The sequence below is a fragment of the Pseudomonas sp. PLB05 genome (assembly GCF_021106615.1).
In the GTDB taxonomy this organism is placed as follows: Bacteria; Pseudomonadota; Gammaproteobacteria; order Pseudomonadales; family Pseudomonadaceae; genus Chryseomonas; species Chryseomonas benzopyrenica.
Window position 1 is genome coordinate 1 of sequence record NZ_JAJOHO010000008.1, and the last position, 14257, is coordinate 14257.

At 65.3% G+C, this 14257-nt stretch carries 17 protein-coding genes; 11 read left to right on the forward strand and 6 right to left on the reverse strand.

From position 1 onward, the window contains the following. Positions 1-162: 162 nt before the first annotated feature. The gene (tyrS, locus tag LRS53_RS23130) at positions 163-1362 is read right to left on the reverse strand and encodes a tyrosine--tRNA ligase (protein ID WP_064308146.1); all 1200 of its coding nucleotides are present in this window, start codon (positions 1360-1362) and stop codon (positions 163-165) included. 168 nt (positions 1363-1530) lie between these two features. Here tyrS and LRS53_RS23140 point away from each other — a divergent pair, with 168 nt between their 5' ends. Together LRS53_RS23140 and LRS53_RS23145 are read left to right on the forward strand one after the other, a co-directional pair. Further along, positions 1531-2970: a peptidoglycan DD-metalloendopeptidase family protein gene (locus LRS53_RS23140; RefSeq protein ID WP_026084084.1), complete on the forward strand. Its 1440-nt coding sequence runs from the start codon at positions 1531-1533 to the stop codon at positions 2968-2970. A 1-nt stretch (position 2971) separates the two neighbouring features. Further along, the gene (locus LRS53_RS23145; RefSeq protein WP_231357435.1) at positions 2972-4057 is read left to right on the forward strand and encodes an anhydro-N-acetylmuramic acid kinase; all 1086 of its coding nucleotides are present in this window, start codon (positions 2972-2974) and stop codon (positions 4055-4057) included. Positions 4058-4074: 17 nt separating this feature from the next. Here LRS53_RS23145 and erpA read toward each other — a convergent pair whose 3' ends face one another. Continuing rightward, positions 4075-4425: an iron-sulfur cluster insertion protein ErpA gene (gene erpA / locus LRS53_RS23150; protein ID WP_007162616.1), complete on the reverse strand. Its 351-nt coding sequence runs from the start codon at positions 4423-4425 to the stop codon at positions 4075-4077. Between the two features lie 174 nt (positions 4426-4599). Here erpA and hemJ point away from each other — a divergent pair, with 174 nt between their 5' ends. From hemJ to coq7, 4 genes are all read left to right on the forward strand, one after another. Beyond that, positions 4600-5025: a protoporphyrinogen oxidase HemJ gene (hemJ, locus tag LRS53_RS23155; protein WP_017642983.1), complete on the forward strand. Its 426-nt coding sequence runs from the start codon at positions 4600-4602 to the stop codon at positions 5023-5025. A gap of 48 nt (positions 5026-5073) precedes the next feature. Next, positions 5074-5862: an SDR family NAD(P)-dependent oxidoreductase gene (locus tag LRS53_RS23160; protein ID WP_017642984.1), complete on the forward strand. Its 789-nt coding sequence runs from the start codon at positions 5074-5076 to the stop codon at positions 5860-5862. A gap of 81 nt (positions 5863-5943) precedes the next feature. After that, positions 5944-6285, forward strand: coding sequence for a histidine triad nucleotide-binding protein (locus tag LRS53_RS23165; RefSeq protein ID WP_017642985.1), 342 nt, complete (start codon positions 5944-5946; stop codon positions 6283-6285). Positions 6286-6325: 40 nt separating this feature from the next. Next, positions 6326-6973, forward strand: coding sequence for a 2-polyprenyl-3-methyl-6-methoxy-1,4-benzoquinone monooxygenase (coq7, locus tag LRS53_RS23170; RefSeq protein WP_231357436.1), 648 nt, complete (start codon positions 6326-6328; stop codon positions 6971-6973). Between the two features lie 60 nt (positions 6974-7033). Here the strand turns inward: coq7 and pcaG are convergent, their stop codons facing one another. The 3 genes from pcaG to pcaQ form a co-directional block, all read right to left on the reverse strand. Continuing rightward, positions 7034-7645 (reverse strand): protocatechuate 3,4-dioxygenase subunit alpha, encoded by a 612-nt coding sequence (gene pcaG, locus LRS53_RS23175; RefSeq protein ID WP_231357437.1) that lies wholly within the window; start codon positions 7643-7645, stop codon positions 7034-7036. A 10-nt stretch (positions 7646-7655) separates the two neighbouring features. Next, the gene (pcaH, locus tag LRS53_RS23180; protein WP_017642988.1) at positions 7656-8381 is read right to left on the reverse strand and encodes a protocatechuate 3,4-dioxygenase subunit beta; all 726 of its coding nucleotides are present in this window, start codon (positions 8379-8381) and stop codon (positions 7656-7658) included. Positions 8382-8481: 100 nt separating this feature from the next. Next, positions 8482-9405: a pca operon transcription factor PcaQ gene (gene pcaQ, locus LRS53_RS23185; RefSeq protein WP_231357438.1), complete on the reverse strand. Its 924-nt coding sequence runs from the start codon at positions 9403-9405 to the stop codon at positions 8482-8484. 116 nt (positions 9406-9521) lie between these two features. On the opposite strand from pcaQ, the gene LRS53_RS23190 reads away from it, so the two are divergent. From LRS53_RS23190 to LRS53_RS23210, 5 genes are all read left to right on the forward strand, one after another. After that, positions 9522-10214 carry a TetR family transcriptional regulator gene (locus LRS53_RS23190; RefSeq protein ID WP_017642990.1) on the forward strand — a complete coding sequence of 231 codons (693 nt, stop codon included), beginning with the start codon at positions 9522-9524 and terminating at the stop codon, positions 10212-10214. 97 nt (positions 10215-10311) lie between these two features. Continuing rightward, entirely contained in the window at positions 10312-10812 is a 501-nt protein-coding gene (gene ureE / locus LRS53_RS23195) for an urease accessory protein UreE (RefSeq protein WP_231357439.1), read from the forward strand. Next, positions 10809-11480 carry an urease accessory protein UreF gene (locus LRS53_RS23200; protein WP_231357440.1) on the forward strand — a complete coding sequence of 224 codons (672 nt, stop codon included), beginning with the start codon at positions 10809-10811 and terminating at the stop codon, positions 11478-11480. The genes ureE and LRS53_RS23200 overlap by 4 nt, the downstream gene beginning before the upstream one ends. Before the next feature lie 11 nt (positions 11481-11491). Continuing rightward, complete coding sequence (gene ureG / locus LRS53_RS23205; RefSeq protein WP_007162627.1) at positions 11492-12106, forward strand: urease accessory protein UreG; 615 nt, start codon at positions 11492-11494, stop codon at positions 12104-12106. Positions 12107-12278: 172 nt separating this feature from the next. Next, positions 12279-12851, forward strand: a complete 573-nt coding sequence (locus LRS53_RS23210) for a HupE/UreJ family protein (RefSeq protein ID WP_231357441.1) — start codon at positions 12279-12281, stop codon at positions 12849-12851. Between the two features lie 147 nt (positions 12852-12998). On the opposite strand, the gene LRS53_RS23215 is transcribed toward LRS53_RS23210, so the two are convergent. Then, positions 12999-14255, reverse strand: coding sequence for a metallophosphoesterase (locus tag LRS53_RS23215; protein WP_231357442.1), 1257 nt, complete (start codon positions 14253-14255; stop codon positions 12999-13001). Between the last annotated feature and the right edge of the window lie 2 nt (positions 14256-14257).

The following is a 14257-nucleotide window of genomic DNA, read 5'->3' on the forward strand; positions in this document are numbered from 1 at the left end:
TTTCGTCATCACCCGGAGGTGAGAGCCAAATGGCGAAGAATCCGTGGACCCCTCGCCCGGCCCAGACCTAAGTGCTTGATTTTCAAGCCGCTTCAGCGTCTGCGCCGGAAGTGGGGCGCATTATAGGCGACTTCTGGAGGGCGTCAACAGGTTATTTCAATTTTATTGCTGACGGACGCTGATGCGGGCAAAAGCCTTCTTGCCGGCCTGACATATATAGGTACGGCCGATTTCGAACAGGAAGCCGCGATCGACCACCTCGCCATCCACCTTGACGCTACCTGCGGCCAGCAGATCGCGGGCTGCCGCAGCGTTCTTCACCAGCCCGGCCTTGTTGAGGACGGCCGCGACCGGCAAGGCGGCATCGGTTTCCAGCTCGACGTCCGGCAGGTCTTCCGGCAGCTCGCCATCCTTCATGCGGTTGCCTGCGGAGCGATGGGCCGTCTGGGCGGCTTCTTCCCCATGGAAGCGGGCCACGATCTCTTCGGCCAGCTTGATCTTGATGTCGCGGGGATTGGCCCCCTGCTCCACATCGCTGCGGAACTGGGCGATTTCCTCCAGGCTGCGGAAGCTGAGCAGTTCGAAGTAGCGCCACATGAGGGTGTCGGGAATGGACACCAGCTTGTTGTACATGACCCCCGGCGCTTCCTGGATACCTACATAGTTGCCCAGAGACTTGGACATCTTCTTGACGCCGTCCAGGCCTTCGAGCAGCGGCATGGTCAGGATGCACTGGGCTTCCTGGCCGTAGGCGCGCTGCAGTTCGCGCCCCATGAGCAGGTTGAACTTCTGGTCGGTACCGCCCAGCTCGACATCGGCGCGCAGGGCGACGGAGTCATAGCCCTGGACCAGGGGATAGAGGAACTCGTGGATGGCGATGGGCTGATTGCCGGCGTAACGCTTGCTGAAGTCGTCGCGCTCGAGCATGCGCGCCACGGTGTACTGGGAAGAGAGGCGAATGAAGTCGGCCGGCGACAGCTGATCCATCCAGGTAGCGTTGAAGGCCACTTCGGTACGCGCCGGGTCGAGGATCTTGAATACCTGGGCCTTGTAGGTCTCGGCATTCTCCAGCACCTGTTCCCGGGTCAGCGGCGGGCGGGTGGCGCTCTTGCCACTGGGATCGCCGATCATGCCGGTGAAGTCGCCGATCAGGAAGATGACCTGATGGCCCAACTCCTGGAACTGGCGCAGCTTGTTGATCAGCACGGTGTGGCCAAGGTGCAGATCCGGAGCGGTCGGATCGAAGCCTGCCTTGATGCGCAGCGGGGTGCCGCGCTCCAGTTTTGTTACAAGCTCTGACTCGACAAGCAGCTCATCTGCTCCACGCTTGATGACCGCCAGCTGCTCCTGGACCGTTTTCATGGGGGCTTCGCCTCTGAATTTCGAAAGCGTGAACCTTATCAAGATGCCCCTAGCAGCCGCCAGCCAACACGTCGGATCGACCACCCCAAAGGGTTGTGACAGCCAGCTTTTGATTATATTTTAGGCAGTTATTCACTTCTTTTAACGTCAGATCATCACTTTAGCTAAATGACGAAGCCAATTACCAAAAGCCCGTTCTACCCCAAAAGCCACCTCGTGGCCGCCAGCGGGGTGGCCGCGCTCTTGAGTCTGGCCTTGCTCGTGTTTCCCTCTCAGCAGGTCGAGGCGAAACGTACTTCCATCAGCTTGGATGTTGAACAGGACGCCCAGCGCGTCGTGCAGGGTCAGGATGACCTGAAGGAGCAAGTGCTCGCAGATACTCAGGTCGCGGACACCCAGACCACCTCCCCCTTCGCCCAGGTCTCTGCGGATCAGGCGGAGGCGCAGACCGCCGAGGAAGCCCCTGCCGAAGAAGAAGAGGTCGCCGCCACCGAAAGCGTCGAGCCGCAGTGGAAGACCGAAACCGTGCGCAAGGGCGATACCCTTTCGACGCTGTTCGAGCGGGCCGGCCTGGCTGCCGCCGTGGTGCACGAGGTACTGGCCAGCAGCAAGGAAGCCAAGAAGCTGACCCGCCTGCGGGTGGGTCAGAAGATCGAATTCCAGCGTGATCACGCCGGCGACCTGCTGGCGGTACGCACCAAGCTCACCGCGCTGCAGACCCTGTCGCTGGTCAAGTCCGACCAGGGCTATGAGGTCGAGCACAAGACCGTCACCCCGGACATCCGCCGGGCCTATGCCCAGGGCCGGATCAGCAGCTCGCTGTTCGCTTCGGCGCAGAAGGCCGGGCTGTCCCACGACATGACCATGGCGCTGGCGACCATCTTCGGCTACGACATCGACTTCGCGCTGGACATCCAGGAAGGCGACGAATTCGAGGTGGTGTACGAGGACAAGGTGGTCAACGGCAAGCACGTCGGCTACGGCAACATCCTGGCCGCGCGCTTCGTCAACAAGGGCAAGGCCTATACGGCCGTGCGCTACACCGCCAAGAACGGCACCACCAATTACTACACGGCGGAAGGCGGCAGCATGCGCAAGGCCTTCATCCGTACCCCGGTGGAGTTCTCGCGGATCAGCTCGCGCTTCACCATGGGCCGCTTCCACCCGGTGCTGAACAAGATGCGCGCGCACAAGGGCGTCGACTATGCCGCGCCCACGGGTACGCCGATTCATGCCACCGGCGATGGCAAGATCGCCAAGGCCGGTCGCGAGAATGGCTACGGCAACGTGGTGATGATCCAGCACGGCAAGACCTACACCACGGTCTATGGGCACATGAGCCGGATCGCCAAGGGCATGCAGGCCGGCGCTTCGGTGAAACAGGGCCAGGTGATCGGCTACGTGGGCATGACGGGGCTGGCGACTGGTCCGCACCTGCACTATGAATTCCGCATCAATGGCAACCACGTCGATCCGCTCGGGGTGAAGCTGCCCATGGCCGATCCCATCGCCAAGAACGAGATCTCGCGCTTCCTGGCCCAGAGCCAGCCGCTCATGGCCCGCATGGACCAGGAGCGCGCCTCTCTGCTCGCGATGAACAAGCGCTGAGATGGAGCTCTACCTGGGGGTGATGTCCGGCACCAGTCTGGATGGACTGGATATTGCCCTGATCGAACAGGACGAGCGGACCCGTTTCGTCGCCGCCGTAGGCATGCCCATGCCGGACGCGCTACGCCGCGAGCTGCTGGCGCTCTGTGCGCCCGGCGACAACGAGATCGAGCGCATCGCCCGGGCCGAACAGGCCTGGGTCAGGCTGGCCGCCCAGGGTATCGCCGAGCTGCTGGCCCAGCAGGGACTGACCTCCGCGGATATCCGCGCCGTGGGCAGCCACGGCCAGACCATCCGCCATCTGCCGGCCCAGGGCTACACCCTGCAGATCGGCGATGCCGCCCTGCTGGCCGAGTTGAGCGGTATCGACGTGGTCGCCGACTTCCGCCGCCGCGACCTGGCCGCCGGTGGTCAGGGCGCGCCGCTGGTCCCGGCCTTTCATGCCGATCTCTTCGGCCTGGATCGCCCGCGTGCGGTGCTCAACATCGGTGGCTTCAGCAACGTAACCCTGCTGGCGCCGGGGCTGCCGGTACGGGGCTTCGATTGCGGACCGGGCAACGTGCTGCTGGATGCCTGGATCCACCATAGCCAGGGGCAGCTCTTCGATGCCGATGGCACCTGGGCGGCGCAGGGAAAGGTCGTGCCGGCGCTGCTGCAACGGCTGCTGAGCGATCCCTTCTTCATGAAGAGCGGACCGAAGAGCACCGGACGCGAGCACTTCAATCTGCCCTGGCTACAGGGACAGCTCGCCCAGCATGAGGCGCTGGATCCGGCGGATGTCCAGGCCACCTTGGCCGAGCTGAGCGCTCGCAGCATCGCCGACAGCATCCTGGCCACCCAGGCGGTGGACGAGGTGCTGGTCTGTGGCGGCGGGGCGCACAATCAGGATCTGATGGCGCGTCTGGCGCGGCAACTGGCGCCAGCCAGGGTGCAGAGCACTGCGGCCTATGACGTCTCGCCGGACTGGCTGGAAGCCATGGCCTTTGCCTGGCTGGCCCAGCGCTTCTGCAAACGGCTACCCGGCAATTGCCCTGAGGTCACCGGAGCCAGCGGGCTCCGGGTCCTGGGTGCACTCTACCCACACTAGGCCGGGCGCGGCTCAGGTCAGATGGAGAAGGACTGACCGCAGCCGCAGGTGGTGGCGGCATTGGGATTCTTGATGACGAAGCGCGAGCCTTCCAGGCCTTCCTGGTAGTCCACCTCGGCGCCGGCCAGGTACTGGAAGCTCATGGGATCCACCACCAGGTGCACGCCATCGCGCTCGATGACGGTGTCGTCGTCGGCGGAATCTTCATCGAAGGTGAAGCCGTACTGGAAGCCCGAGCAGCCGCCACCCGTGACGAAGACGCGCAGCTTCAGGCGGGGATTGCCCTCTTCCTCGATCAGGTTCTTCACCTTGCTGGCCGCGCCCAGGGTGAACTGCAGGGGGGTCGGGGTGAAGGTTTCAATGGTCATTGCCGTAGTCTCCCGGCTTGCGCCGAACACAATTCAGTCAGGAAATTATCCGCTTGCCCGAGCAAAAGGGTCAACTATTGGGCGACCACGGGAGGCTGGCCGAGATGACTGGAGTGAATGACTTGCCGTCGGCGCCACTCTAATATCGCGCCGCCTGATAAGGAGAACGCCCCGATGCTCTATCTTTGGTTGAAAGCCTTCCACCTGATTGCCCTGGTCTGCTGGTTCGCCGGCCTGTTCTATCTGCCGCGCCTGTTCGTCTATCACGCCCAGAGCAGCGACGCCGTGAGCCACGAGCGCTTCTGCCTGATGGAGCGCAAGCTGTACCGCGGCATCATGCTGCCGGCGATGATCCTCACGCTGGTGTTCGGCATCGGCCTGCTGCTGATCAATCCGAGCTGGATGACGCAGGGCTGGATGCACACCAAGCTGGCGCTGGTGGTGGTGCTGATCGGTTATCACCATGTCTGCGGCGCCATGCGCAAGCGTTTCGAGCGCGGCGAGAACAAGCGCAGCCATGTGTTCTATCGCTGGTTCAACGAGGTGCCGGTACTGGTGCTCATCGCCATCGTCATCCTGGTGGTGGTCAAACCCTACTAGGTCCACGGCGAATCCGCCGGCGACCGGCGTTTTCCTGGAGAAAGCAGTATGCAGCGTTATGCCCTGGTAACCGGTGCCTCGTGCGGGATCGGCCTGGCCCTGGCCGAGGCCCTGGCGCGGCGGGGTCAGCCGCTGATCCTGCTGGCGCGGCGCAAGGACAAGCTGGAGAGCATCGCCGCCGAACTGGCCCAGCGCTTCGACGTGGAGGTGCTGTACCGGGTCTGCGACCTAGCGGAGCCGCTGCACCTGACCGGTCTGCTGCACGAGCTGGAGCAGAGCGAGAGAGCCATCGGCCTGCTGGTCAACTGCGCCGGGATCGGCAGCGGCGGGGATTTTCTCGCCGCTGACTGGCCGCGGGTACAGGAGCAGCTGGAGCTGAACATCCTGGCGCTCACCCGCCTGTGCCATGCCCTGGGCCAGCACATGGCGATCCAGGGCGGCGGCCAGATCCTCAACGTCGCCTCGACCGCGGCTTTCCAGCCGATTCCCTACATGAGCAGCTATGCGGCGACCAAGGCCTATGTCCTGCACTTTTCCGAGGGCCTGCGCGAAGAACTCAAGAAGCGCGGGGTGTCGGTGTCGGTGCTCTGCCCCGGGCCGACCCGTACCGCCTTCTTCAAGAATGCCGGGCTGCACACCGGGCGCATGGAGCAGGGCAAGCTGCTGATGTCCGCCGAGGAGGTGGCCCTGGCCGCGGTGCGTGGACTGGAGCGGCGCCAGGCGGTGATCGTGCCGGGCTGGCGCAATCGCCTGGGCAGCCTGTTGCCGCGCCTCTTGCCCCGCGCCCTGGTGCGTGCGGCCGCGGTGCGGATCGGCAAACTCTTTCAACCCGCGTAAGGGTGATCCCGCCGGCCGCACCTGACCCCAGGGCACAGCCGCTGGTACACTTGGACGCTATTCAGCCAGCAGGAGATCGACGTGGATTGTCTGTTCTGCAAGATCGTCGCCGGAGACATTCCGGCCAAGGTGCTCTACGAGGACGATCAGGTCATGGCCTTCCATGACATCGCCCCGCAAGCGCCCGTGCACTTTCTGGTCATCCCCAAGAAGCACATCGCGACCCTGCACGACCTCAGCGAGGCCGACGACAAGCAGCTCGCCGGCCATATCCTCTTCACCGCCCAGCGCCTGGCGCAGGAGCAGGGCTGCGAGGAAGGCTTCCGCGTGGCCATGAATTGCAACGCCTTGGGTGGCCAGACGGTCTATCACATCCATATGCATGTGCTGGGCAAGCGGCAGATGACCTGGCCTCCGGGCTGAGCCACATCCTGTCCTCCCTTCGCCCGCCAAGGAGATCACCTTGAGATCCAAGCGCCTCTACTCCCCCCTCGATCGACTGCTGATCCAGGCGGATACCGCCTTGCGTACCCTGACGCCCTTCAGTGGCGCCCCCACGCGCAGCTCGCCGGCCATTCCGCTGAAAGATGCTGAGCTGAGCGACGAGGAACGCCGTCATGCGGCCGGTCTCATGCGCATCAACCACACCGGCGAGGTCTGCGCCCAGGCGCTGTACCAGGGCCAGGCGCTGACCGCCAAGTTGCCGGAAGTCCGGGAAGAGATGGAGCGCGCGGCGGACGAGGAGATCGACCACCTGGCCTGGTGCGAGCAGCGCATCCGCGCCCTGGGTGAGCGCCCCAGCCTGCTCAATCCGCTGTTCTATGGCCTGTCCTTCGGGATCGGCGCCGGTGCCGGGCTGATCAGCGATCGCCTGAGCCTGGGCTTCGTCGCCGCCACCGAGAATCAGGTCTGCCGCCATCTGGACGAGCACCTGGACAAGCTGCCGGCGGCCGACGCCAAGTCCCGCGCGGTGCTGGAACAGATGCGCATCGATGAAGAGCAGCACGCCGAGCACGCTCTGGCGGCCGGTGGCTGGCGCTTTCCCACCCCGGTCAAATACGGCATGAGTCTGGTGTCCAAGGTGATGACCAAGACCACATACCGCATCTGAACTACGGATCACGCCAATGAAAAAGCCCTGCCTTGACAGGGCTTTTTGCTGTCTGGGCCCTCAGATGTCGAAGAAGACGGTTTCCTGCGGGCCCTGCAGGTGGATGTCGAAGCGATAGGCCAGGCGGCCATCGATCTCGCAGCGGCGTGCCAGCAGAGTCGGTCGGCGCTCCGGTTCCGGCAGGTTGTAGACCGGGCAGCGGGCATTGGCCTCGGCTTCGTCGTCGAAGTAGAGGCGCGTCTGCAGGTGGATGTTGATGCCGCGGGCGAACAGGGTGACGTTGATGTGCGGCGCCATGGGCTGGCCGCGCTGGTCGGCGACCTGGCCGGGCTTGATGGTGTGCAGCGTCCAGTCACCGGCATCGAAGGTGGTGGCGGTGCGGCCGAAGCCGTTGAAGGCCTTCTCCACGTCGTAGACCGGATCGTACTGACCCTGGTGATCGGCCTGCCAGAACTCCAGGAAGGAGTCGCGTACCAGGTTGCCATTGCCGTCGAACACCTGGCCGGTGAGCAGGATGTGCTCGCCCGGGGCACCAGGCTTGGCCAGCTGGTTCCAGATCTCGACCTCGCGGGTGGGGTTGCCGGCGGCGGCCAGGGCCAGGCCGATGTGCACGTAGGGGCCGGCGGTCTGGGAGGGTGTTTCTGGCAGCAGGTCGTGGCGGTTGGGGGTCATGTCTGCGTCCTCAATGATGTTCGAAGAACGTCTGCCGCGCGCCGCGGGTGACGATGTCGAAGCGATAGGCCAGGCAGTCCATGGGATTGGCCATGCTCATGTCCAGGCGGGCGATGAGGGTCTGCACGGCATCGGGATCGGCAATGGACTTGACGATGGGGCACAGCGGGATCAGCGGATCGCCCTCGAAGTAGAGCTGGGTGATCAGCCGGGTGGCGATGGCCGGGCCCATGACCGAGACGTGAATGTGCGCCGGGCGCCAGTCGTTGCTGCCGTTGCGCCAGGGATAAGGACCCGGGCGGACGGTACGGAAGACATAGTTGCCCTGGCTGTCGGTACGGGTGCGGCCGACGCCACCGAAGTTGGGGTCGAGCGGCGCCAGGTAGACGTCGTTCTTGTGCCGGTAGCGGCCACCGGCGTTGGCCTGCCAGATCTCCACTAGGGAATTGGGCACCGGCTTGCCGAACTGGTCACGCAGGGTGCCGAACAGGATGATGCGTTCACCCTGAGGCAACTGGCCGGTGCCGAAGTTGAGCAGCAGGTCGTTGTCGTGGGGCCCCAGGGGCAGCCGCGAGAAGTCCGGGCCGCTGCGCTCGGACACAGTCTGGTGCTGCAGGCTAACCAGCGCCTGGCGCGGCGAGCGGGGAATCGAGGATTTGTAGGCGGGCGTATAGGCCTGGGGATGCCAGGTGCGATCACGGGCGACGTAGCGAACGTCGTGGGGCTTGTTATGCATTGGAATGCTCCACGGAAGGATCGAAGCCAAGGGCTGGCTGATCCCAGTGTGGCCCAGGACGCAGCCTGGCTGAATTGAAAGGTGCGCCCTTCTCCATAACCTAGTGGTTATGGGTTAGCTCGCCGGCCACTTCGCGCAAGACGTCGCAGAATCTCTGGGTGGCCAGCGACAGGGCCACGCTGCCATTGCGGCAGATGCCGACCGAGCCGCCGGCTTCGCGGACGCCAAGCTCCACCTCGATCAGCTCGCCGCTGGCCAGGTCGCGGCGTACCGCATCCAGCGGGGCGATCCACAGGGCCTCGCTCTGACGGACATACTGGCGGCTCAGGGTCGGCGACAGGGTTTCCAGGCGCTGGGGACTGAGCGGGATGCCGCACTGGACGAAGAGACTCTCGGCGTGGCGGCGGATGGTGGTACCGGGCAAGGGCAGCACCAGGGGATAGCGCGCCAGGGTCGCCAGGTCCGCCGGCAGCGCCTGGCTCAGTGGATGCCCCGGACGGACCACCAAGGTCAGGGCCTCGGTATAGAGGTGCTCGAAGTCGAGGCCGTGGATGTCGGGGCTGTCGGTCATGCGCCCGACTACCAGATCCAGATCGCCAACACGCAGCTGGCCCAGCAGATAGGCACTGGGGCCGGTGGCGACGTTGACGATCAATTGCCGATGCCGCTCGTGCAGCCGCGCCAAGACCTCGGGCAGCACCTGGCTTTCCACCGTCGACAGCACTCCGACCCGTACCAGGCCACCGGCCTCGCCGCCGCGCACTAGTTGCATTCCCTCGCGCAGGGCCTGGACGCAGGGACCGGCATGGCGCAGGAACAGCAGGCCTGCGTCGGTCAGGGTCACCTCGCCCTTGCCGCGTTCGAACAGGCGCACCTCAAGGATCTCCTCGAGTTCGCGGATGGTCTTGGAAATGGCCGGCTGGGACACGGCGATGGCATCGGCGGCCTTGGCAAAGCTGCGCTGCTGGGCGATCTCCAGAAAGCACAGCAGGTGGCGAAACTTGATACGGTTGTCGAGATTCATGACGCTCTCAAGGCAAGGCTCGGGCCAGAGCCTACCACCCGGCGGTCGTGGAAAACCCTTGGAGTCAGCAGGGGCATCCTTTGCTACAGTGCCGCCTTCTCTCCCGGAATCTCTCCATGTCGATTCGTGCCCAGCAGAAGCTGCAAACGCGCCAGGCGCTGCTGGAATCGGCGCGCCTGCTGATGAACAGCGGCCGCGGCTTCGGCAGTCTCAGCCTGCGCGAGGTGAGTCGCCAGGCCGGCATCGTCCCGGCGGGCTTCTATCGCCACTTCAGCGACATGGAAACCTTCGGCCTGGCCCTGGTGGCCGAGGTGGGCGACACCTTTCGCGACGCCCTGCGCCAGGTGCGTCATCACGAATTGCAGCAGCGCGGCATGATCGAGGCTTCGGTGGAGATCTTTCTCGGCGCCGTGAGCGACAACCGCGATCAGTTCCTCTTTCTCGCCCGAGAGCAATACGGCGGCTCCCAGGCCGTGCGCCAGGCCATCGCCGAGTTGCGCCAGCGCATCACCCAGGACCTGGCCCGCGACCTGCTCGCCCTGGGTCGGCTGCCCCATCTGAGTCCGTCGCAGATCGATGTCCTGGCCGACCTGGTGGTGAAGACGGTGTTCGCCACCCTGCCGGAGTTGATCGATCCGCCGCCGCTGACCACACCGCCGCCGCTGTGGCCGGCGGCGAAGATGGTGCAGCAGCTCAAGCTGATCCTGATCGGCAGCAAGCACTGGCGACGCGGCGAACGCATCAACGCCCCAAAGGAGGGCGTTGCCTTGCTGGCCGACGCAATGGCGCACCAAATAAGAGCAACCTGAACGCCAGGTCAACTTCCGGCGCCCCATAACCAGGCGACTTGCGCGCCTTGGCAGGCCCCTTGCTGTAGAGCTGGGCAAAACTGCCAAGAGTCCTGCCATGCTGGTCGTCCAACGCCGCTGCGCGCCCCGGGATACCTGGGACGCCGAACTCCACCTCACCTACGACGCCCGCAGCAAGAGTCGCCTCAGAGCCACCACCAGTGCCGGCGAAGACATCGGCCTGTTTCTCGAACGCGGACAACCGCCGCTGGCCGATGGCGACTGTCTGGAAGCCCGCGATGGCCGCATCGTGCGGGTCGTCGCCCGGCCGGAAAAACTGCTACATGTGATCTGCGCCAGTGCCTTCGAGCTGACCCGCGCCGCCTACCACCTGGGCAATCGCCACGTCGCCCTGCAGATCGGCGATGGCTGGCTGCGGTTGCTGGACGACTATGTGCTCAAGGCCATGCTGGAGCAGCTCGGCGCCCAGGTCAGCGAGATCGAAGCGGGCTTCCAGCCCGAGCATGGCGCCTACGGTGGTGGCCACCATCACTCGCACCATGGCGAGGAAGGCTTCAACTACGCGCCCAAGCTGCACCACTTCGGCGTGCGCACGTGAATGCGCCGTTCGCGCTGCTGCGCCTGGCCAGTCCTCAGTTGCCCATTGGCGGCTACAGCTATTCCCAGGGACTGGAACTGGCCATCGACAGCGGCCTGATCCGCAGCGCGGCGGAGGCCGAGGTCTGGCTGCGCGACAATCTCGAACTCAATCTGGCGCGCTTCGAGGCGCCGCTGCTGCTGGCCCACTGCGAAGCTGCGGCGGCCAGCGAATGGACGCGCCTGGGCGAACTGGCCGAGCGTCACCGCGCCAGTCGCGAGACCGCGGAATTCCAGCTGGAAAGTCGCCAGACCGGCTATTCCCTGGCGCAGCTGCTGCTCGGTCTGCCGGAGCTGGATGACGCCAGCCGGCGCCTGCTCGCCGAGCTGACCCCGACCTTCGCCCTGGGTTGGGCGCTGGCCGCCCGGGCCTGGGCGATCGCCCCCCGGGCCGCCCTGGACGCCTGGCTGTGGACCTGGCTGGAGAATCAGCTGGCGGTACTGATGAAAACCCTGCCGCTGGGCCAGCAAGCCGCCCAGCGCCTCACCTCCCTTCTGCTGCCGACCCTGGCCGCCACGGCCGAGCAGGCCGCCGAGCTGCCCGAAGCGACCTGGGGCGGCGCCCCCTTCGGCCTGGCCCTCAGCAGCATGGCCCACGAGCGGCAGTACAGCCGCCTGTTCCGTTCCTAGGAGATCCCTTGATGACTACCCAACCCCTGCGCGTCGGTATCGGCGGACCGGTCGGCTCCGGCAAGACCGCCCTCACCCTGGCCCTCTGCCGCGCCCTGCGCGAGCGCTATAACCTGGCGGTGGTGACCAACGACATCTACACCCGCGAAGACGCAGATTTCCTGGTGCGCAACGAGGCCCTGGCGCCCGAACGCATCCTCGGCGTGGAGACCGGCGGCTGTCCGCACACCGCCATCCGCGAAGACGCCTCCATCAATCTGGAGGCAGTTGACCAGCTCAATCGCCGCTTCCCCGGTCTGGACCTGATCCTGGTGGAATCTGGGGGCGACAACCTCTCCGCCACCTTCAGCCCCGAGCTGTCCGACCTGACCCTCTACGTCATCGACGTCTCGGCCGGCGACAAGCTGCCGCGCAAGGGCGGCCCTGGCATCTGCAAGTCGGATCTGCTGGTGATCAACAAGATCGATCTGGCCGAGCAGGTCGGCGCCTCTCTGGAGGTGATGGACCGCGACACCCGCAAGATGCGTGGCGACAAGCCCTTCGTCTTCAGCAACCAGAAGACCGGTCTGGGCCTGGAAGAGATCATCGCCTTCATCGAGAAGCAGGGTCTGCTGACCGCCGCCTAGGAACCTGCTCACGACCTCGCGAGCTAGAGACAAACGAGGCGAAAAGGCCTGAGGAAGCGGAGTTTACAAGTGGTAAATGAGCATTCCGAAGGACTTTTCAACGCCGTTTGGCCGACGCGCAGCAGGTCGTGAGCAGGTTCTGAGTCCAGGATTTCATCCCCAAGGAGCCACCATGAAACACACCAAGATCCTCGCCACCGCCGCCCTGCTGCTCGCCCCGGCCCTGGCTTTCGCCCATCCGGGTCACGCCGAGAACGGCCTGGCCGCCGGGGTGCTGCACCCCCTGACCGGTCTCGACCACCTGCTGGCCATGCTGGCCGTGGGCCTCTGGGCCGCCCAGCAGCAGGGCAAGGCGCGCCTGGCGCTGCCCTGCGCCTTTGTCGGCACCATGCTGATCGGCGGTCTGCTGGGCTTTGCCGGGCTGGAGCTGCCCTTGCTGGAGACCGGCATCGCCGCTTCGGTGCTGGCCCTGGGCCTGCTGGTGGCCCTGGCCGCCCGTCCGCCGGTGGCCGCAGCCGTCAGCCTGACCGCCGCCTTCGCCCTGTTCCACGGCGTGGCCCATGGTCTGGAATTGCCGGAAATGGGCAATCCCTGGGCCTATGCCCTGGGCTTCGTCGCCGCCACCGCCACCCTGCATGGCCTGGGCTATGCCGTGGTACGCTACCTGCCCCAGGCGGCCACGCCGCTGGTGCGACTCGCCGGCGTCGCCACTGCCGTGGCCGGTGGCTGGCTGTTAGCCGCCTGACCTTTCAGAGCCTGCTCAAAGGCTGCTGCGCGTCGGCCAAACGGCGTTAAAAATGGCTTCGGAATGCTCATTTACTATTTGTAAACTCCGCTTCCTCAGCCATTTTCGCCTTGTTTGCCTCTAGCTCGCGAGCCTTTGAGCAGGCTCCTAGGTGATCCCCAACTGCTGGCGCAGCCGCGCCAGCACGCCCTCTTCCGCCACCGCCGGCAACTGCGCGGTATAGCCGCCAAAGCCGGCGAAGCGTGTGGCGAAATCCACCTTGAGCACGAATCTGTTGTCGAACTGCGGCGAGGCCAGGGGCGCCAGCACCGCGGCGGAATAGGTGTCGCGCGGATCGCTGCCCAGCCACACCGGCAGGTCGCCGCTCTGCTGGCGATAGGCGACCCAGGGCGAATAGGTGAAGGCCTCCAGCCGGCCCCGCGCCAGGTCCAGTTCCAGCAGCCGCAGCAGGCCGTTGCCGCCGGCGTATTCGGTCTGGTAGTTGATCAGTAGCAGATCCACGGGATGGCCCAGGTCATTGGTCAGCCGCAGATGACCGCTGCCGTGGTTGTGGCCGTTGAGGGTCAGAAAGATCTGATCGTTGCGGCGAATCAGCCGATGCCATAGCCGCACCCCGGTGTCGTTGCGGCGGGTGGAAAGCACGGCCTGGCCGTTCACCAGGTCGACGATGTTGTGCGAGGCCAGGATGGTCGGCAGGTGCGGATAGCGATCCAGCATGCCCTGGGCCCAGTCCAGACTCTGGTCCGAGGGGCACCAGTCCAGGGTCAGCAGCAGGAAGCCCTGCCCTAGGGCCGAAAAACGATGGGCCTCGTTGAGGCCGGTGACATCGCGTTCGATGAAGGTAGCCTGGCGCGCCGCTCGCTCGCGGCCGAAGTACTGGGTGAAAAGTTCGCGACCGTCGCGCAGGCGATCCTCGGTGTAGAGGTCGACGACATCATGGTCGCCGGTCATGACGCTGTAGGGCACGCCAGCCTGCTCCAGACGTGCCATGGCATGACTGGCCAGGGCCCACTCGCCGCGCTGCTCGGCGTTTTCCACCAGATCGCCCAGGTGCACCACGAAGGGCAGGTTCAGGGCCGCGGCGTTGTGCGCCAGCCAACGGGTCTGAGCATGAAAGGCCAACGCCGGCGAATAGCCCAGGTGACCATAGCGCTTCACCCGCCGGCCATTGGGCAGCATCTCGTGATTGTTCTCGCTGTAGTACTGGGTATCCGGCAGCACGCCGAGCAGGAAGCTGCTGCGCGACGGCAGCGGCGCCAGGGGTTCGAAGGCATGCCGTTCGAACCAGAGTGCGCGGTGTTCCGGCAGGCCGTAGCGCTGGGTCGGCTTGCAGGCGGCCAGCAGCGGCAGACCGGCCAGCGCCAGGCACAGCCGGCGACGTTTGAAATCGGGCAAATCGGTCATCA